This window comes from Actinomadura sp. KC216, assembly GCF_004348535.1.
In the GTDB taxonomy this organism is placed as follows: Bacteria; Actinomycetota; Actinomycetes; order Streptosporangiales; family Streptosporangiaceae; genus Spirillospora.
Genome location: NZ_SMJX01000042.1, coordinates 20,930 through 39,918, shown reverse-complemented (window position 1 = coordinate 39,918; position 18,989 = coordinate 20,930). Strand labels below are relative to the sequence as shown.

General features: G+C 66.8%; 12 protein-coding genes and 1 pseudogene. 5 read left to right on the top strand and 8 right to left on the bottom strand.

Annotation, left to right across the window (positions count from 1 at the left end; all coding sequences use genetic code 11):
- Nucleotides 1-84 precede the first annotated feature (84 nt).
- Nucleotides 85-315, bottom strand: coding sequence for a hypothetical protein (locus tag E1264_RS10175; RefSeq protein WP_132171979.1), 231 nt, complete (start codon nt 313-315; stop codon nt 85-87).
- 551 nt (nt 316-866) lie between these two features.
- Here E1264_RS10175 and E1264_RS10170 point away from each other — a divergent pair.
- The 5 genes from E1264_RS10170 (at nt 867) to E1264_RS10150 (ending at nt 8,562) form a co-directional block, all read left to right on the top strand.
- Nucleotides 867-2,111 (top strand): hypothetical protein, encoded by a 1,245-nt coding sequence (locus tag E1264_RS10170; protein ID WP_132171977.1) that lies wholly within the window; start codon nt 867-869, stop codon nt 2,109-2,111.
- The gene (locus tag E1264_RS10165) at nt 2,111-3,571 is read left to right on the top strand and encodes a hypothetical protein (protein ID WP_132171975.1); all 1,461 of its coding nucleotides are present in this window, start codon (nt 2,111-2,113) and stop codon (nt 3,569-3,571) included. The genes E1264_RS10170 and E1264_RS10165 overlap by 1 nt, the downstream gene beginning before the upstream one ends.
- Nucleotides 3,568-5,457: a DEAD/DEAH box helicase gene (locus E1264_RS10160; RefSeq protein ID WP_132171973.1), complete on the top strand. Its 1,890-nt coding sequence runs from the start codon at nt 3,568-3,570 to the stop codon at nt 5,455-5,457. The genes E1264_RS10165 and E1264_RS10160 overlap by 4 nt, the downstream gene beginning before the upstream one ends.
- Nucleotides 5,458-5,637: 180 nt before the next feature.
- On the top strand, nt 5,638-6,426 hold the full coding sequence (locus E1264_RS10155) for a DUF3883 domain-containing protein (RefSeq protein ID WP_132171971.1): 789 nt from the start codon (nt 5,638-5,640) through the stop codon (nt 6,424-6,426).
- Nucleotides 6,427-6,546: 120 nt separating this feature from the next.
- Nucleotides 6,547-8,562 (top strand): hypothetical protein, encoded by a 2,016-nt coding sequence (locus E1264_RS10150; RefSeq protein WP_132171969.1) that lies wholly within the window; start codon nt 6,547-6,549, stop codon nt 8,560-8,562.
- A 572-nt stretch (nt 8,563-9,134) separates the two neighbouring features.
- On the opposite strand, the pseudogene E1264_RS46210 reads toward E1264_RS10150, so the two are convergent.
- From E1264_RS46210 to E1264_RS10115, 7 genes and pseudogenes are all read right to left on the bottom strand, one after another.
- Nucleotides 9,135-9,501, bottom strand: a pseudogene (locus E1264_RS46210) (DUF6879 family protein).
- 115 nt (nt 9,502-9,616) lie between these two features.
- Nucleotides 9,617-9,814 carry a hypothetical protein gene (locus tag E1264_RS10140; protein WP_207935830.1) on the bottom strand — a complete coding sequence of 66 codons (198 nt, stop codon included), beginning with the start codon at nt 9,812-9,814 and terminating at the stop codon, nt 9,617-9,619.
- A gap of 617 nt (nt 9,815-10,431) precedes the next feature.
- Nucleotides 10,432-11,214, bottom strand: a complete 783-nt coding sequence (locus E1264_RS10135; RefSeq protein ID WP_132171967.1) for a hypothetical protein — start codon at nt 11,212-11,214, stop codon at nt 10,432-10,434.
- Nucleotides 11,215-11,379: 165 nt separating this feature from the next.
- Nucleotides 11,380-12,702: a tetratricopeptide repeat protein gene (locus E1264_RS10130; protein ID WP_132171965.1), complete on the bottom strand. Its 1,323-nt coding sequence runs from the start codon at nt 12,700-12,702 to the stop codon at nt 11,380-11,382.
- Nucleotides 12,703-13,620: 918 nt separating this feature from the next.
- Nucleotides 13,621-14,244: a hypothetical protein gene (locus E1264_RS10125; protein ID WP_132171963.1), complete on the bottom strand. Its 624-nt coding sequence runs from the start codon at nt 14,242-14,244 to the stop codon at nt 13,621-13,623.
- A gap of 778 nt (nt 14,245-15,022) precedes the next feature.
- On the bottom strand, nt 15,023-17,614 hold the full coding sequence (locus E1264_RS10120; RefSeq protein WP_132171961.1) for a DEAD/DEAH box helicase: 2,592 nt from the start codon (nt 17,612-17,614) through the stop codon (nt 15,023-15,025).
- Between the two features lie 120 nt (nt 17,615-17,734).
- Nucleotides 17,735-18,958 carry an acyl-CoA dehydrogenase family protein gene (locus tag E1264_RS10115; RefSeq protein ID WP_243710846.1) on the bottom strand — a complete coding sequence of 408 codons (1,224 nt, stop codon included), beginning with the start codon at nt 18,956-18,958 and terminating at the stop codon, nt 17,735-17,737.
- Between the last annotated feature and the right edge of the window lie 31 nt (nt 18,959-18,989).

Here is an 18,989-nt window from a genome sequence, read left to right as displayed (position 1 = left end):
GGGCGGCACACCCCGAGAGAGCCAAACTTCGGCAGGCACATCACGAGCCAACCCACCCAGCGTCCTACGGCACGCTACGGGCAGCTACCCCGAACACGAACCGAACCCAATACAAGTCGGCACATCACGGACTTCACCGAACCCGGTGGACTCCACATCGAGGACGGTGATGCTCTCGCCGGTCAGCCGCGCGGTGAGCGGCGCGCCTAGCCCACGGGCGCCTTCGATGGCCCAGGTAGCCTGCGGCCATGCGGCGGCGAAGCGCCGCAGCTGCCGGTATCCGACCTTGCTGACCGGGACGCGCACAGTGCCCAAGGGCTGCATTCGAGCATCAACGGCCACCGCGGTCCACGATGCCCTTGTGCGGATCCACGGCGATGACGACCTGGCCGGTGTCGAGTTGGACGGAAGACGGCTGTCATGGTGCTCCTCGAAGGTCCGGGTGGGGGAAGACCGGCCAGGAGGGCAAACCAACTTCCGGCGGTGCAGATCTCTCTGGAGCCGCTCTCGTCGGCGGCTGTGGCCGGCACGTACGCCGTTAATGAGCCAGCCCGGGGGCGGCAGGTGTAACTCGGCGATCCTGGCCACGGCTTTGTTGATCTTGGCTGCGGACCGCGATCAACGCAACCGATCGAACAAGTTGGATACCTCTCTGCTTGCCGCCGCTTAACACAGCGAGGTGCCATTAACTGGACAGACCCGTAGGCTTGTGCGATGCCGCCCTTCGGTGGGAGACGTATTCACCGTCGTACGGCAGAATCGGAACGGCCGGGCGACCTTGCCGATTGTCATCCCCACGTCGGCGATCATGGTGCTTGTCGGGTGGGCTTCCTCGTGATCGTCTCGTGCGTTTGAAAGGATCTAGGTTGGAGCTTCAAGATGCCGAGGCGTACGTCAGGCAAGTCACCCGCAGAATGTCGACAAAGGATGCGCTGGCGTGGCTCAGTGAGGAACGCGCCGTGTCTCGGCCGATCCACCTGCCGAACCTGTTGGCTTCGTTGCTGACGATCGAGGATCAGGCGTCGACGGCCGATGTCCAAGCGCTGGCTGGCCGGGTGATTCGGCAGGTCTGCCGGGCCGAGGTGGTGTCGGAGCTCGATCCGAGTCAGGAGCTTCTCGGGCTGGACGAGATCTTGCGGCCGGCGCAGTACAGGGCCGCCCTCAACGCGCTGGCCAGTAGGACCGCGACTCGGACCCTAGCGAGCGTGACGCTTGCCGCCGTCATTGCTGCGCAAGAGGACGACTGTAACGTCGTGACCGCGCTCTGTGTAGCAGCAGGTTTGTCCTACCGGGATCTGCGGGCCAGGGTCCGCGATGTGTCGGTTCCCATCGACCTACGCGGCAAGTGGAAGAACGACCAGTTGAAGGCGGTGTTCGACGTCATCGACGCGGTCATCACCGGTCGAGTGACGGCGAGCAGTCCGGCTGCTCAGCCGGCCCGGCCAGTTGAACACCTGCTGCCTGACGTCGACGAAGAGCCGGGACGGGAGCGCGGCTGGGCCTTGGTTGAGCAGATGCGGGTCCACGGTGTCCCGTATGAGCTTCTGCTGACCCAGCGAGCGGTTGGCAGTGCATGGGTTGCTCACAGAAGCAGCACGGGCAAGAAGGTGCAAGCCGCCGTAACGACCTCGCTGTGCCAGTTGCTTGACGAGCGGTCGGTGCCCTACCACCGGCTCTCGATGAACGCGGCGTCCCGGGAGTTGTTGACGCGAGTGGGTGCCAACTCCCTCGCTGCGGCGGAGGACGGACGCAACGAGGGCGGGCAACTCGCCGTGCTGGTGGAGTCAGCGACGCTGACGCACGCGGTCGCCGTCTCGGTCGCACGCGACGGTGGAACGGCCAGGAAGAGCGGAGCTAGGCTTGGCACGCTGCCGACGCGCCTCGGCATCGCCTGCAGTGTGGTGTTGGTGGGACCGGGATGGGCGGAACGGAACACCACGGCCGAACTCGTTCGTCCGTTTTATGGGCGAATCTACACGGAGCGGACAGTCCCTGAGTTGGCGGACGCTCTCAGCGCGATGGTCGCGTCCGGAGAAAGTGTCATACCTACCGGGCAGAATAGCGATGCACAGCCCGCCGCATCAGGTGACGATCCACTGGAGGCCCGCTAATGAGTCCGCTGACCCAGCACGCCCGGCGGGAGGTCGTTGCCGCAGCGAAGGCGGCGGTCACCGACCAAAGCGAGCGCAGACCGTTTGAGTGGCGCGGCGAGAAAATTATGCTGCCAGTGGTCGCCGTCCCGGTAGGGCATGTACTGCTCAACCACCGTACGCACCGCGTCCGCGCCCAGGTCGAGAGCCTCGGGGCTGGCGGTGTCATCATCGAGACCAATCCGCACAGCGACGAGGCGCAGCGGCTGCTGGCTGACCTCATTCGGCAGACCAGCGGATACGACGAGGTCAAAGCCCTGATCCGCCATGAGAAGCAACGCGAGCCAGGGCTAATCACGCATGAGGGAGTGCTGGTCAACGCCAACACCCGGGCGGTCGCGCTGCGGGACCTGCGTAAGGAGTTTCCGTACGAAAAGGCCTATTCATTCATAAAGGTCCAGGTGCTGCCGGATAACGCCGACAGCACGGAGATCATGCAGCTCGAGTTCAACTTCCAGATGCGTCTGAACTACCAGCAGCCGTACTCATTTACGAATCAGCTGCTGTTCATCAAGGACCTGCTGGACTCCGGGCTCAAACCGGACGAAATCGGCGTGCAGATGAAGCCGCACTACGATCCGACATCGTCGAAGGATCGACGTGCAGCAGCCGATGAGGTCGAGGCCGAGGACCGGCTTCGGCAGATCATCGAGGAATTGATCGCAGCAAGCAATGGAGCGCTGCGCTGGCCGGACTTCGACGGCGACCGGCAGAGGCTTATCGAGATCGACGAGTCGTACCGGACGATGGTGGCGCGCAAGGGGCCAGATGCAGCGCGCCGCGTCAAGCAGGCGAAACTCGCCGGCCTCCTCGCGGGGTTGGAGTACCGCCGAGTACGGCACATTGATGAGTCGTATCTGGACAGCTACGTGCTCCCGGCGTTCGAGGAAGAGCCGAACCTACGCGCTGCCGCGAAGGCCCTGGCGATTGGACAACAGGTGGCTCCCCACGCGGACCTGGGAGGGCTTTCCATCCTCGATGATCTCGACGAGGACCCGCCTGTTGACCACCATGGTGAGGTCACTCTTCAGCCGCTGTTTGACGTGCTCGTCCGCCACGGCAAGGTTGACGATGACACCGACTGGGATACACAGGTAGAGGTGCCAACCGACGAGGGCACCACGAAATTGCCGAAGAACACATTCTTCGACGCGGTCAAGGCTGCTATGCAGACGGCGGCCGACAGCAAAGCGCAAGATGATCAGGGCCAGAACGCCCTGGACGCCCCACGGCGACAGTTGAACGCTGCTGGCGCCGCATGCGACCGAGTACGCCGTGCGTACGACGAGCTTGAGGACGACGGCGATCAGCCGGACCCGGCGGCGCTCGAACAGGCCCTTGAAGCCTACCTGCGCTCGCACGACGAGCTACTGCACTACCTGGCAGAACGCGGGTTCGCCGCCGCGGAGAATCGACTGTGACCGACGGCCCCGCCATCTCGCTCGACTTCGACCCAGCGGCGAATGTAGTCCTCGCCCAGAAGGTCGGCGCCGTACCGGCCGTGTTCTGGGGCCAACTGCGGGTCGAGTGGGGATACGACGGCGACCCTGCGCGCTCCGTCCGGGTGCCGCTCGAAAGATTCCGCGAAAACATCGGCTGGCTGGGTCCGGCTTGCCGCCGCTACAACGTCGCCATCGCATGGGAGCCTGCCGCCGAAGCGATCATCTCCACGATCAAGCGGGAGCGTAGGCAGCTCGAACATGCGCGCCGCGAGGTCAACACACGGATATCCGAAAATGACTTGCAGCGCAGGCTTGACGGCAGCCGCTTCGCGAGGCCACTCAAGCCGTTCCAGCTTCGCGACGCCGCCAAATTGCTCGGTCTCGCGCACGGCGCGAACTTCTCTGTGCCCGGCGCTGGCAAAACAACCGTGGCATACGCCGTCTACGAAGCAGAGCGCCACGCCGGAAGGATCGAGCAGCTCCTGGTCGTAGCCCCGCTTTCGGCGTTCGACGCCTGGCAGACCGAAGTCGAGGAGTGCTTCACGCCGGGCCGGGCACCACTCGTCAAGGTGTTCGGGACACCCGACAGCCGGGACGCCGAGATCCTGCTGGTCAACTATCACCGCTTGGCGGCAAACCTCAAAGATCTTACAAAGTGGGTCCGGAAACGGCCGACCTTGGTGTTGCTCGACGAGGCACACCGGATGAAGGCGGGCCGTGTCGGCCAGCACGGCAGCGCGTGTCTCGACCTTGCGTTCTCCGCCTCCCGGCGGGATGTTCTGACTGGAACTCCCGCCCCGCAGTCGGTGCAGGACTTCGTCGCCCTGTACGAGTTTCTATGGCCAGGACAGGCACGGCGGATCCTTCCGGCCGAGGCGTTGACGACGAATCCTCAGCCGGACGCGCTCCACGCAACCAACCGGGCCATCCGGCCGCTCTTCGTGCGCACGACGAAGAAGGAGTTGGAGCTGCCGCCGCCTTCTCTGCGACGAGTCGTGGTCCCCTTGAGCGGTCTGCAGCGCGAGATCTACTCAAGTCTCCGCGATCGCTATGCCGGCATGCTGCGCATGTCAATGAACGACCGCGTTGAGCTGGCGCGCATGGGCACCATAGTCATGTACCTGCTCGAGGCCGCGAGCAACCCTCAGCTGCTCGCGGTCGGATCACGTGACCTGCCCGGCGAGTTCGCCCATCCACCGTTGCCGGTCGAGCCCGGGAGCCGATTGTGGGAGATGATCGTCGGCTACGGCCGCTATGAGACACCCCCCAAGTTTGCCCGCCTGCGGGAGATCATCGCTCAGAACGTTGCCGATCCAGCCGGTCCCCGCAAGACTCTGGTGTGGTCGAACTTCGTCTCGAACTTGGAAGGCCTGAAACGGTGGCTGGCCGAGTACCAGCCCGCCATTATCCATGGCGGAATTCCATCCATCACGAGCGCGCCGAACGCGACCATCACCCGCGAGTCGGAGCTGCGGCGCTTCCGGAAGGATGACGAATGCAAGGTACTGCTGGCCAACCCGGCGGCAATGAGTGAGGGCGTCAGCCTTCACCACGACTGCCATGACGCGGTCTACTTCGATAGGACCTTCAACGCTGGCCACTACCTGCAGAGCATCGACCGCATCCATCGGCTCGGTATGGATCCAAACCAGCGCACGACGCTACTCTTCATGATCACGAGTGACACCGTCGATCAGGTCGTCGACACCCGGATCCGGGACAAGGCTACTAACCTTGCCCGCGCCTTGGATGACAAGGAACTTGTACGGATGTCCTTGCCCGACGACGAGGACTACGGACCACCGATCGAGACCGATGCGGACATGGCCGCGCTGCTTGCCCATATCAACGGCCAGGAACAGTGAGCAACGGTGCCGCCCGAGCCGCTACCAGTCCATCCGAGTCACCGTCATCTCCAGGCGGCCTTCTATGTCGCGCGGCTACTCAAACGGGACGGCGAGCCCCGGCACGCCCTTGACAGGAGCTACCGGAGCCTCGCAACGGGCGCACTGCACGACCACCGCAGTCTCGCCGAGGGTGAACGCTTGCTCGCCCGCGCGGGCTTGCTAACAACTCAGGGACACCTCGTCATCCCTGCCGATGATCTGTTGGCCATGGCCCGGCTGCCGGTGGACACGTTTGTAGAGGCTCTACTTTTCAAGATTCTGACTGACCAGCGCGAGGCGTGGCTGGCTCAGATGGCGACAACCGACGAGGTCCGCTGGGAACTCGTGCCGTACGACGTCGCCATGGCGCTTGCCTCGACCTTCGAGGATGTGCGTGAACGCGACGCGTTGCTGCTTGCCGCAGCCCGGGAGGTTGATCTTCAAGTGTTGCAGGAGTTCGGGGACGAAGGTGAGCAGGCGGTACTCGAGGCATGCCGGACCCATCTGCGCAACGCGGGCATGAAGCACATGCTCCCCGATGTAGCCCAGGTCAGCTTGATCGACGACACGTTGGGCTACGACATCGCCAGTCCCGACGCCGCTGGCCAACGTCACCGGCTCGAGGTCAAGGCGACCTCGGCACCACCAGGCTGGGTCGAGTTCTTCATCAGCCGGAACGAGGCCACTGTCGCCCAATGTGATCCGCGCTGGTCGCTGGTGGTCACCCGGCGGGACCATGATCCCACCATCCGTGAACCGGTCATGCGGGTCGCCGGATGGCTCACCCACAGCGACTTCGCCGCGGCACTTCCCGCAGACCCGCCTGTAGACGGAGGCCAGCTTCGAGGCCGCTGGGCGTCATGTCGGATCACGATCAGTGCCCAATGTCTGCGGCCTGGTCTGCCGCTGAGAAAACCGAATGAACCGGCTGAACCAGCAGGCCGTTGACTCCCGATCGGGCAAACAGCGCTGTAACATGATCGGTTGTCCGGGTACACGACACGCGTTCCTGCACCTGCACGTATGTGAAACACGCGCACTGACGGTTGAATGAGCGAACATAGGACAATGACCGCGATGACGGCCCCAACGACCGACCCGCCAACGTCGGTCCCGTCCTCGCCGGAGCATGAACCACTTCGCAGCCCTCTCGGCGGGCTCGACTACCTGAAGGTCAGTACGGAAGCGCGAGCCGAAAGCCGCAACCGGGAAATCCATCTTCCCCCGGTCAGTACCTATCGCTGGTGGGCCCGGCGGACCAGCGCTGTCAATGGTGCGGTCATCGAGGCGTTCAACGACATGATGCCTGGCCGGCTCCTCGTGGCTGACATGTTCGCTGGCGGTGGTGTGATCCCGCTGGCAGCCGTCGCGAGAGGTCATCAGGTTTACGCTCAGGACCTCAACCCCTGGCCGGCCGCCGGACTCACAGCAATGCTCGGTCTACCCGCGCCGGAGAAACTTCGCGAGGCGGCGTCGACGATTGAGCAGTGGGTCCACACCGAGGTCGAAGCCGCCTACGGGACAACCCTCACCGATGGCACCAGAGGAGTCGTCTCCCACACGATCCGGGTGGCAACGGGCGAATGCACCGGTTGCGGCAGGCGGGCGCGCATGTTCCCCCACGCGCTCGTTTCCCTGCGTGTCCGCAAAGAGAGCCGAAATCCCGACGCGTGGATGGCATGTCGGCGTGGCCATCTCTTCTCGGCCAAGTCCGACAAACGTCGACGCTGTCCGACTTGCCACGTCCTCGTCGAGCCGACAGCCACCTACACGCCGAAGCGAACGATCACCTGCGAATGCGGTAAGGCAGACCGCCTCGCCGATCGCGCTAAGACCTGGCGATGGGAAATCATCCTCGTCGATCGATCCAGCCGCACCGCCCGTGAAGTCGACATTCCGACCGACGCCGAACGGGAGAAGGCTGACTCGGGTGAGTGGAGGCCGGTTCAGGATCTGGGACCAGTTCCGCCCGGCCAAGAAACAAGCGTGCTCATCCGTCACGGTTTCCGGCGCTGGCAGGACCTGTACCCGGACCGGCAGCGACACATGCTGGAGCGAATGCTCAAACTGGCAGGCAGTTGCTCCAATGATCCCGCAGTCGTGCGTGCGACAGAACTGGCCGTCGTCGGCAGCGCAGAAATGGCCGGGCACCTATCGCGATGGGACCGGTTCTACCTCAAGAGCTTTGAATCGATGGCAGGCCATCGATTCAACCTCACGACCCTCGCCGTCGAGCCCAACGTCTGGGGCGGCGTTGGCCGCGGCCGCGGAACCGTCCTGCGACGCCTCAACCAACTCGTCAAATCCGCGGCCTGGCTCCATGAGAAAACCGGCCGTGAGTTGCACGTCCAAGGCCCCCTCATTAGCAACACACCGGTCGAGGCCATGAACGCGTGGGACGTTCGGGTTGTCGAGGGCAGCAGCGAGCAGATGGTCCTGCCATCGGACTCGGTTCATCTGGTGCTGACCGATCCGCCGTATCACGACGATGTCCAGTACGCAGAACTGTCCGGCCCTTTGCGCGCATGGGCTCGCCTCGCGAACGAGAAACTCACCAACGAGACACTCACCGGCGAAGCCGTGGTCAACAGCGCCACCGGCCAACTCGTTGACGACGGTGCCTACGAGGCACTGCTCGGCCGCATCTTCAAAGAGGCTCGCCGGACACTTCGACCGGACGGACACCTCATCTTCAGCTACGCCAACCGAAGCCCACGCGCCTGGGCCGCCGTCTTTGGCGCGCTGCAAAGCGCCGGCCTGCGCGCCGTGGGCTGCGAGATGGTGCACAGTGAAAACGAAACCGACCACGCAAAGCGCGGCGTACGGGCCTGCACCCTCGACCTCATACTCGACCTCGTTCCGGCCGGACCGTCGGTCGTCAAGCAGCACCGGCCGCATCCCGCTCCAGACATCCCGCTAACTGACGAACGACGGTTTCTCAGCGTCGTCGCCGACCTGTTCCTGCAGGTTGGCGATCTCAAGGATGGATGGCGCCACGAGGTCCACAAGACGCTGTCAGAGCATCCCTTCATTACGCCCCCGACGGAGCGCAACGCGAAAGCGCCGCTGGAAACGAAAGAGTAGGAGGACACACCGGCGAGTCTCACTTGATTTTTGCAGCATCAAGTGCGGACTCTGCTCGGTTCTCGAGTGTGGATCCGCTAAATGGTGTGATAGCCACGCTGGACTATCGAGGTGTGCTGAACCCACTGGCAGACTTGATCCGATAGGTGTACCGGCCGGCGGCGGAACGTCGAGAGTCCGCTCTTGGCGATGACGCAATGAGCTCCGGCGAACCGGATCGGTGCGGACGCCGCTTTCTAGCATCGCCCTGACCCGAGGTCTCGCCCGCACCCGCACTCGGGTGGGCACCGCGTTGCGCTGCCCGATCAGCCCTTCAGCTCGCTCGGGCACACCGCAAATCTGACACCAGACCCGGATGTCCTCCGGCGTCAGGGCTGTAACGCCGTGCTCGAGTTTGGAGACCTTCGTGCGATGTCATGCCCTGCTGCACACTGCATCTGTCGCCTGCGCCAACGCCACCGCGGACAGGCCCGTGGCCAGCCGGATCCTACGCAGTTCGTTACCTAGAGCCTTCCTCGCAGCATCAGCAGACGAGGACGGAGAACTGGGCATCACACCGGCAAGGACACGGGTCAGATCACGAAATCGGCGTGATCGACGCCACGTTCCCACAGCGCGGCGAATGCCCCCGCGCACGCCTGCACCGCACGCCGTTCCTCGGCCAGCTGCACGGCCGTGGGTCGGCCGTCCCCATCGAACAGGTTGAACATCACCCTGCGGTCGTCGACCAGCCAGGAATCGTTGCCGGGCAGGAGCGTCCGACCGCCACATCCACCGCACCCGCTCACCGAACTTCAGGGTCTGCACCGTCACCGCGTGCTCGAACATGATGTACTCCGACACCGGCCGCGACACCACCCTCGCCCGCTCCATCACCACTCCCCGCCGCACCGCCGACCCGGCCGCCGCCCAGAACGCGTTTCTCCACCACCGGGTAATGGCCGTCTCCCGCCACCTGAGCTACCGCTCGTCCTCCGTATCGACCGCATACCGGTCCCGCAGCTTCAGATGACGCAAAACCTGGTCGGCACCAGCGAAGAGCTCGACCCAGCCCTCAGGCGTCGGCAGCGGGAGCGTGTGCGCTGTCCAGTTCCTCCAGTCGATCAAGTGCGGCCCGCAGCCGCGGGATCATCCGCGCAGGAAGACGGCCTCGCGTCTCATGCTCGGGAAGACCACCGAACACCCCACCGAGCTCGACGGCCGTTTCGGCCTTCCGCAGCTGCAGGACGATCTCACCACGCTCGATGTCCACCGCGACCGCAGGAGATTGCCATCAACGCTATCGGCGTCCCCGCCGATGAACGCCAGGGCCACTACACCCTCCACCCTTTGTGCAGACTGCACACGCCCACCGGCTCTCCACCGCGACCGCATGAAGGTCAAGAGGATCTTTCGCTTGGCGGAGCTCGCCGCCCACGAGATCGACTGAGACCCTCAGCCCCTGCCCAGCCCCGCCGGGCAGGGGCCCCGGCCATCCAGCCACCTAATCCCGATCAAATCGCACAGAATCATCCAAAAAGGGTGATCGGGTATGAACCGACTATCCAGCACGCATCGCGTCGGGTCGCTGGGGGAAACGGACATTAGAGACTTTTTTGAGAGGGAGCGCGGCCCCTGCCGCGCTCAAAGCCACTAGCGTCACCAGGCCCGCCCGGAGATCCGGGGAGTCCGCGTATCCGGCGGCCGCGCCAAACACCGCAGCGCAAACCGAGCTCAGCACGGTGACAACGCGCCCGAGCCGCTCGCGATCGACACGACCGCCACGGCGGTCAGCGGTGGACATTGGGGGATCGAACTCCTTCAACCCGTCAAGCGTGTTCGGGATTCTATGACGGCCACGGCGCGCAGGCGGTTCCTCCTCCAGATCAGTCAGGCGAGGTCGCAGGCGAAGAATCGTTCTGTTGGCTCGGTGTAGATCGCGGCCGGGACGCTGAACATGGTCAGCGGGACGCCCTGGCCCTCCTTGAGCACCGTGAGGCCCTGCCGCTGGTAGTAGGTCTCCAGTCCGCTCCCAACCTCGAACTGGCCGTACAGCAGCAGGTAGCCGAGCAGGGTGTAGAGCTGGCGGCAGGCGGCGATGAGAGCTGCAGCGATCCTGGCCCCACGGTGGGCGGGATCGACAGCCACGGCCTTGAGCTTGACCACCTTCAGCAGGCCGACCAGCGACTCCATGTCAGGGATGCCGATGTTCGACAGCATCCGCGCTGGCGGCAAGGCCAGCAGCGTGCCAACCACGCCGACTCCCGGGTGTTCAGCGACAAGGACGCACGTCAGCCCAATGACGAGCTCCTCCACTGACCCTTCGCCCTCCGGCGAGGCCGCCACCGCCATCTCATACGTCAGCGCGTCGGGGCCCTCGGCAAGCCCCTTCATCACCGCGGCGCTGAGCCTCCCCTCCGTCACCGCAGCGGCAAGCGCACCGTCCAGGTTGACCCCGCTGCCCGTCAGCGCGATCAGGCGGCGCACGGTCTCGACGTCGTCCGGCCGTGCCGCGCGGATCCGTACTCCGCTCGCCAGCACCATCCCCTCTGCCAAACCGGCGGCGGTCAGGACGGTGCCGCCGCGCGCGGGACTCAGCGGAGGACGGGACGGACGACGCCGCCGGGCGGCCTTGTCCTTCTTGGGGTTCGGACTGGAGCGCTTGGCGACCATGCCGGAAGCGTAAAGGTCCCACGCCTCCCGGCGGGGTGAGGTGGCCATCCCCCTGGACCGGGGCCGTGCCCCGGATTCAGCCGCAAGGGGCGCGACGGCATGAGGACCGGGTTCAGTGGTCGGGTGGATGTCGCCCTTGCCGTAAGGGTGCACTCGGATCGCCGACTATGGGCTATCGGGCTCCTCGGTAGGGGGGCGGCCGGGATCTACATCTACCTCTGGGGATCGTTGGGCGAGTTGGTCGGCGATTGGGGTGGCTTGTGGGGCGCCGAGCTTGAGGTAGAGGTCGAGCGCCTGGCCAAGGTGGTGGGTTTGAGTGGCGGGGTCGTCGCGAAGGTCGGCGAGACGGGCCAAGAACGTGTGGATATTGGCGGTTTCGTGCTGGGCGCCGACTTGCTGGGTGAGGGTGAGGGCCGCGTGTAGGTCGGTGTCGGCGTGGTCGAGTTGGCCAAGGTGCAGGTGACTGTTGGCTCGGCCGGTGAGGGCGCGGGCGTGCAGGTAGGGCTCGCGGTGTGCGGCGAAGTAGCTGACGGCTTCGTCGTATTGCTCGATGGCGCGAAGGTGGTCGCCGGTCCGGGCGGCGACCTCGGCTAGGTGGCGGGTCATGAGCGCCACCCCGCGGTGATGGCTGATCTGGTGGTGGATGTCGCGGGCTCGGGTGAATGATTGGGCGGCCAGGTCGAGCTGGCCGCCGATCATGTGTGCTACGCCGAGCATGTCCAGCGCGGAGGCTTCTCCAATCGGGTGGTCGGCTTGGCGTTCTAGGTCGAGGGCCCGTTGGGCGTGGGTGATGGCGGCGGTGTGGGAGCCGCGGTTGTTGTGGTAAGCGGCCAGCCCTTCCAGCATTCGGGCCTGCGCTAGGACGTGCTGGGCGTCTTCGGCGGCGGCCAGCCCGCTGCGGTGGAACTGCTCGAAGTGCGTGTAGTGCTTGCGGTGGGTGAACAGCCCCCACATCGCCTCGGCGATCTCCCACGCGGTGGTGCAGTCGCCGCGGAGGTGTGCGTGGTGGAGCAGAGCGAGCAGGTTGTCGCGCTCGGCCTCTTGCCAGTCCAGTGCCGCGACGGTGTCGGAGAAGTTCTTGACGGGCGGCTGGGTGAAGTACCGGCCCAGGTACCAGCGGTGGGGGTTGATGGTCCGCTGGGCGGCGACCGCGACCTGCAGCATCCGGGTGGTGATGCGGTCGAAGGCGGCATGCCGGTCGGGTTCGGGGTCGGTCGTCTCGGTCGTGTTCAGGGCGTGCTGGCGGGTGAGGTCGTGGTAGCGGTACCGACCCGGCCGGTGCTGGTGGAGGAGATGCGCGTCGGCAAGTGCTTCCAGCAGTTGCTCGGTCTGTGGGTGCTCAAGAGCGGCTGCGGCTGCGGCGAGGTCGACGTCCAGGTCGGGGCCGGGGTGGAGGCTGAGCAGCCGGTACATCCGTTTGGCTGCGTCGTCGGTTAGGGCGTTGTAGGTGGTGGTGAGCGCGGCCGGTACCGAGACGTGGTCGTTCATGGTGGGGTCCATGCCTTCCTGGTCGTGGTGGTCGTCGTGGATGGTGTGGAGTTGGGCCAGACGGGTGTGTTCGTTGTCGAGGCGGATGAGTAGCCGGGCGATGGAGGTGTGGGGATGGGTGGCCAGGTGCGCCGCGCAGGCGGTCAGCGCGAGCGGCAGTCGGCCGCATTGGCCGATCAGGGTTCGTGCGGCGTCCTGGTCGGTGATGCGGTCGGCCGGCGATGCTGTGCAGCAGTTGTAGGGCGCCGGTCTCTTCTAGTGGGTGAAGGTCCAGGTAGCGGGCTCCCTCGACGCGCAGTCCGGGTAGGGTCCGGCGGGTGGTCACCACGACCAGGCTGGAGCCCACGCCGGGCAGTAGTGGCCGGACCTGCGCGGCGGATGCGGCGTTGTCGAGCAGGATGATCAGTTGCCGCGCGGCGGTGACTGATCGAAACAGGGCGCTCTGCTCGTCGACTGCGAGGGGGAGTTGGTCGGGTCCGATGCCCAGGGCGCGCAGGAACCGTTCCAGAATCTCGCCGGGGTGCGCCGGGCGGGTGCCGGAGAACCCGCGCAGGTCGGTGAATAGTTGGCCGTCGCGGTACTGGGGGCGGAGCTGGTGCAGCCACCGCAGTGCCAGGGCGGTTTTGCCGACGCCTCCGGCACCGGTGATCACCACCAGCGTTGGCGTGTCGTGGTGGTCGGTGGTGCAGGGAGTCTGGCTGCTGTCGGGATGGGCGCCTGGTTGGACGTACCGGTTCAGCAGTTCCAGCTCATCGGTGCGATCGGCCCAGCAGGCGGGCGCTGCGCGCAGCTGGGCCGGGACGGGCATCGCGGCCGGATACGGCACGGGCGTGGTGAGGTTCACCCCGCCGTGGACCGTGCCAGCTTGTACTACGGCGTGGACATCGCCGGTGAAGTCGTTGTGATGCCCGGGCCTGGTCATCGCGACTCACCGGGGCGCCATGTTCGCAGGGAGAGCAGAACCGGCGGTCGTCGCGGCACCGGACGGCCGGGCTGGCGCGGTGCGGCCACTAGCTCCGTCCACGCTCGCCGCCCGACCTTGGCCGCTCGCTCCTGCCGTTGCGCGTTGATCGCCGTGCCCCACAGCATCATCAGCAGGTCCTGTGCGCCGTTCTTGATCGCGGCTCGTTGCTGGTAGCGGATGCGGGCCTCGTCCTGGCCTTGGGTAGCGTAGGTTTCGACCATCTCCTGGGTGATGCGGGCGTTGGCGCGATGGATCCGGCGGGCATCCACCATGGTCTGCGCCGTCATGCTGGGCACGGCCTCGCGGGCGCGAGCGATGCTCTTGCGCTCGTCGACCAGGAAACGGGCGACGTCGGGGACATCGCCGTCGGTGACGGCGCCCAGAGCTCGACAGCAACGCTGGATGATCTCGATGAAGGCCTCCGCCATGATCGGCCCGATCTCGGGGAAGTCGCGCCGATGCTGCATTACGGCGAAGGCCTCGTACGCGCCGAGAGCATCACCGTTGACGGCGGTGGTGATGATGTTCTGGCATTGCGCGCGGATGATGCCCTGGCGCGTCGGTCGGGAACTCGGCATACGACATGGCTCCGTTTCGTGGACTGGGCGATGCTCGGCTTTGGCGGCGGCCGATGCTGCCGGTGACGGGTGTTGGAAGCGCCCGCGGGCGAATACCACCGACAGAACGGCGGCGGGGCTGGGCCGTCGTGGCGGCTTGGCCCCCCGGGTTCACCTCCGGGCCCGCTTGTGCCGTGCTCGGCGGGTCAGCGGGGACTGGGATCGGCGCACCGCCGTGGCCAGGTTGGTCACCCAGGCGCGCAGGCGGGTGGAGGCACGGAGCAACGGGTCCGCGCACGACCCCAGCTGGTCGTCGGGGGCTGACAGCAGCAGTTCGATGGCTGGGCTTTGGGAAGCGTCCCGGCGATTCGCGGAAAGCCGGGGTGCCGGGCACAGGTCCGCATGCTGGTCGCCGGTGCGGTATGGGCAGTCGCCGATTTCGGCGGGGTTCCTCATAGTTCTCTCCAAGCGGTGATCAGAATTGGGGCGCGCTGGCTGGGCCGCCGGAAAGCGGCCGACGTGGATGAGGGCGGGGACGGAGCGGCCATCTGGTTTCGGCAAGAGGGACGGCGTTGCGAGTACTCGTTTGGTGGTCCACGTTTGCCCTGGGGGCAGGTGCGGCGCCACGGCCGAGCCGAGGCCGCATGGGCTGGCTCGCCACGGGGCGGGCTGGCGTGCGGCGGCTCACCCGGTCGGGTGCTGGTGTGTCGGTTGGCGGTGGCGGACGCCGGGACCAGCTGTCCGGTGTCGCTGATCGCCGTTGCTCGACACCGCGCCTTCACTGAACTTGATCATCTATTCAGCTTTCTTTCTGGTTGGCGCGGGCGTCGATGCGCCAGTTCGGATCGAGGGCGTCGAGCTTGGCGATGCGGTCGGCCGCCAGCCGCCCGCTCCGGGCGTCTTGGCGTTGCTGCACGAGCCATTTGCGGAAGTCGATGCCTTCGGGGGCCGGGCTGCCGCGTCGGGGAAGGTGACCGTGCTTGTCGACGTAGTCACGGGCGGCCTGGTATTTGCTGTCCCAGCGCGCGTGTGTACTTCGGCGGGTGTGCCAGGCGGGATCGAGGGCGTTGAGTGCTTGCATCCGCTCGGCGCGCAGGCGGCCGGTGCCCACCTGCTTGCGGTGGTTCTGCAACCAGGCCCCCAGCGGGAACCCGTCGTAGTCGCCGTTGGTGGGCACGTCGAGGTTGCCGTGTTCGGTGACGTACTGGGTGGCGATGGCCAGCCCGCGCCGCCAGTCCTCCTGTTTCAACGTCCAGGGCATGTCGATGGCGGCGAGGCGGTCTTCCCGCTCCCGGGCCAAAACGCCGCCGACGCGCAGTCTGCGCTGCACCTCCAGCCAGCGTGGAAGGTCCACGCCCTCGGGAGTGCGGTAGTCGGGGTCCGGGCGCAGGTGCCCATGCTCGGCGTGGAACGCGCGGGCGGTGTCGTAGTGCCGTTCCCAGACCTCCGCGCTGCTGAGGTGCCAGGTCGGATCGATCGCGTCCAGCTCGGCGCGGCGCCGGTCGGCCAGCTTCCCGGCCCGCAGCTCGCGGCGCCGGGTGGTGAGCCAGCGGCTCAGCTGCACGCCGTCGTGCTCCCAGGACTTGGGAACATCACGCAGCGAGTTGTCGTGGGCGGCGGCGAAGGCGCGGGCCGCGGCGACGCCCTTGCGCCAGGACCGATTGATCGGGCTGTCCCACTCCAGCCCGATCTCCTCCAGCAGCTCGATCTGCCGCGAGTCGAGCCGGGCGCGGTGCCGGCGCTGGTTACGGACCCATTCGCCCAGTTTCGTGCCGTCGGGGGTTTGGTGGTCGACGGTGATCTCAAGGTTCCCGTGGGCCTGGTAGTGGGCCTTGGCCAGGCCGTAGAACTCCAGCCACGAGGGTGAGGCGCCCCGCACGGCGCGGACCTGGATGGCGCGGGCGAACTGTTCGGGGACGGGCACACCGCTGACCTTTAGCCAGTCCCACAGCTCCAGCGGATCCTCCTGGCCGTCATCACCGGTTTGATCGTCGGTATCGGTTTGCGTGTCCGCGTCGGTGGGGCGAGTCTGTCCCAGCCATTGCCGGGCGGTGTCCAGCCGGACGGCCAGCCGGCCATCGACCGCGCGCAGCGCCCGGATCACCCGCCACACCTGGGCATAGGCCGACCCGTCCAGCGCCGACTGCGGGTCCTCCTCGGGGCCCAGCAGCACCGGGACGATGACCCGAGCGACCTTGTCGGTGCGGCCACCGGTGCGCAACGCCCGCCCGATGCCCTGCACGATGTCGATCATGCTGTCGCGCGGGTCGATGAATGCCACCGCGTCGACCGCGGGCGCGTCCACGCCCTCGGTCAGCACCCGCGCGTTGCACACCACCCGGACCAGATCACCCCCGTCGTGATGGGCGCCGCGGAGGCTGCCGAGGGCCCGGCGGCGCTCGCCGATGGCCTGGCCGCCGTGGACGTGCAGCGCCGACACCGCGGGCGGACGCTGATCGGCGGGCATCAACTTCCACGCGTGCGGCAGCGCGGCCGCCCACGCCCGGGCGTCGGCGATCCGGTTATGGAAGGTGATCGCGGCACGGATGCCGTAGTCACGGGCGGCCCGCAGGACCGCGACCTGGGTGGCCAACGCCCGCGGACTGATCGTGGTGGCACCGACCCGCAGCAGACGGTCCTCGTCGCTGGCCAGCGCACGGACCTGCTCGTCGGTGACCACGACGACCAGCAGCTCGTAGTCGGCCAGCAGTCCGCGCTCGATGCCCTGCGCGGTGGTGAAGCGGAACACCACCGGCCCATAGACCTTCTCATCGTCCATGGACACGACCGTGTCGTCCCCGCTGGCGCCGAGAATCTTGCGGGTCGCGGTCAGGTAGAGCCGCCGCGCGGCCGGAATGACCACGTCGTCATGGATCAGCCCCCAGGACCGCCCGGCCCGGCCGGCTGTGCGGTGCGCCTCGTCGATCACCACCAGGGCCCAGCTCGGCATCCGGTACTCGGCGTGCGCAACCGCCAGCACGCCCAGGCTTTGATACGTGCACAGCACCGTCACCCGGCCCGGAACATCGGTCAGCTCGGCCAGACGCGCGGGGTCGGTCGTCACCGCCGCCTCGCCCAGCTCAACCTCGCCGACCGACACCACCTCGGCGTCCGAGCACACCGCCACCACCCGGCCCAGTGGCCCGCCGTGTTCGGCGAAGGTCGCCAGCATCTGCGCGACCAGCTCCAGTGTCGGCACTGTCACCAGCACCCGCCCATCGGGCGCCAATCGAGCCGCCGCCTGGGCCGCGATCCGCGACTTGCCGCTTCCGCACGCCGACTCGCCCGTAGCGCGGCCTCCCGCGCTCAAGGCCGCGGTGATGGCGGCGACGGCCAGAGGCTGGTGGGCCCACCGATCGGTAGAAGGGGCCGGTGGTGTCGTATCGGTCATCGTCAGGGGGTTCCTTGTTTAGAGGACAGGGTTCCTGTACGCCCAGATAGGGCTTGGGTGGGGCTGGCGCAGTGGGCTGCGGGTGAGCCCTTTCCCGGGCGCGGCAAGCGGGGAGGGCGTCTAGGCGGCGTGCTCCGGTGCCCGGGCTTGGTCTGAGGGCGGTAGCGCGGTCACTGCGGCAAGGTGCCGCGACCACTGGCCCTTGCCTTCGCCCAGCGCGGACTCGGCCAGGCGGTGCAGCTGGATGTCGCCGGTCCCGGCGGGCGCGTCGATGTGTAAGGCGTCGCGGACCAGGCGTTCCAGGGGCCGGTCCTTGCGAAGCCCGGCGGCGGCGTGGATCTTCATCGCTGCGAGGGCCGACGCCAGCAGCGACTCCACGCCCCGGTACTTGGCGCTGATCAACTCCTCATCGCAGGGGTGTCCGAGGTCGAGCATGCGCGCGGCCTGGTAGGCCAGGGTGCGGGCGGTCATCACCCGCTCATTGATCTGTCCGATCCGGTGCGCGACCGTGGGCAGCTTGGCCAGCGGCTCGCCCCGGCGATGGCGCTGGGTGGCGAACTGGACGGTCTCCTCCAGCAGCGCCCGGTGAATGCCCAGCGCGACGGCCGTCAGGTTAGGGCGCCCGTACAGGACGCTGGAGCTGTAGGCGACGTTCAGGCCGTCGCCTTCGTCACCGATCATGTTCTCGGCCGGGACCCGCACATTCTCCAGGACCAGGTCGCCGAAGCTGAATCCGTGCAGGCCCAGGGACGGCTGGTGCTTGACCGTGTGCAGGCCGACCCGGGTGTTCTCGACCAGGAACGCCGACAGCGACCGGGACCCGGCCGAGACGGGCCCGGTACGGACGATGACGCCGTGCGGGCCGCCGAGGTGAGAGTTGCCGATGTAGAGCTTGCGGCCGTTCAGCACCCAGTAGTCTCCGTCGCGGCGGGCGGTGGCCTGCATGGTCAGCACGTTGCCGCCCGACTCCTCCTCGGTCACCGCGATCGTGGGCAGGCAATCCCCGGCCGCGATCTGCGGCAGCCACAGCCGCTTTTGCTCTTCGGTGCCGAAGTGCAGGATCTTGGCGGTACCGAGCTGGGAGGCCTGGACCATGGCGCCCATCGCGCCCGACACCCGTGCCAGTTCCTCGATGATGATGGTCTTGGCCAGGTGCCCGGCGCCCATACCGCCGTACACCTGGGGGATGGTCACCCCGATCCACCCCTGCCGGGCGATCGAGGTGGAGGTCGCGACATCGACGGACTGGGTGGACTCCATCCAGGCCACGCGCTGCGCGACCTCACGCCCGGCGAAGGCGCGGACGGCTCTGCGTAGCTCCTGGTGATCATCGGTCTCGAACACAGCACCATTCCCTTTCTTCGTGGGATCGCTG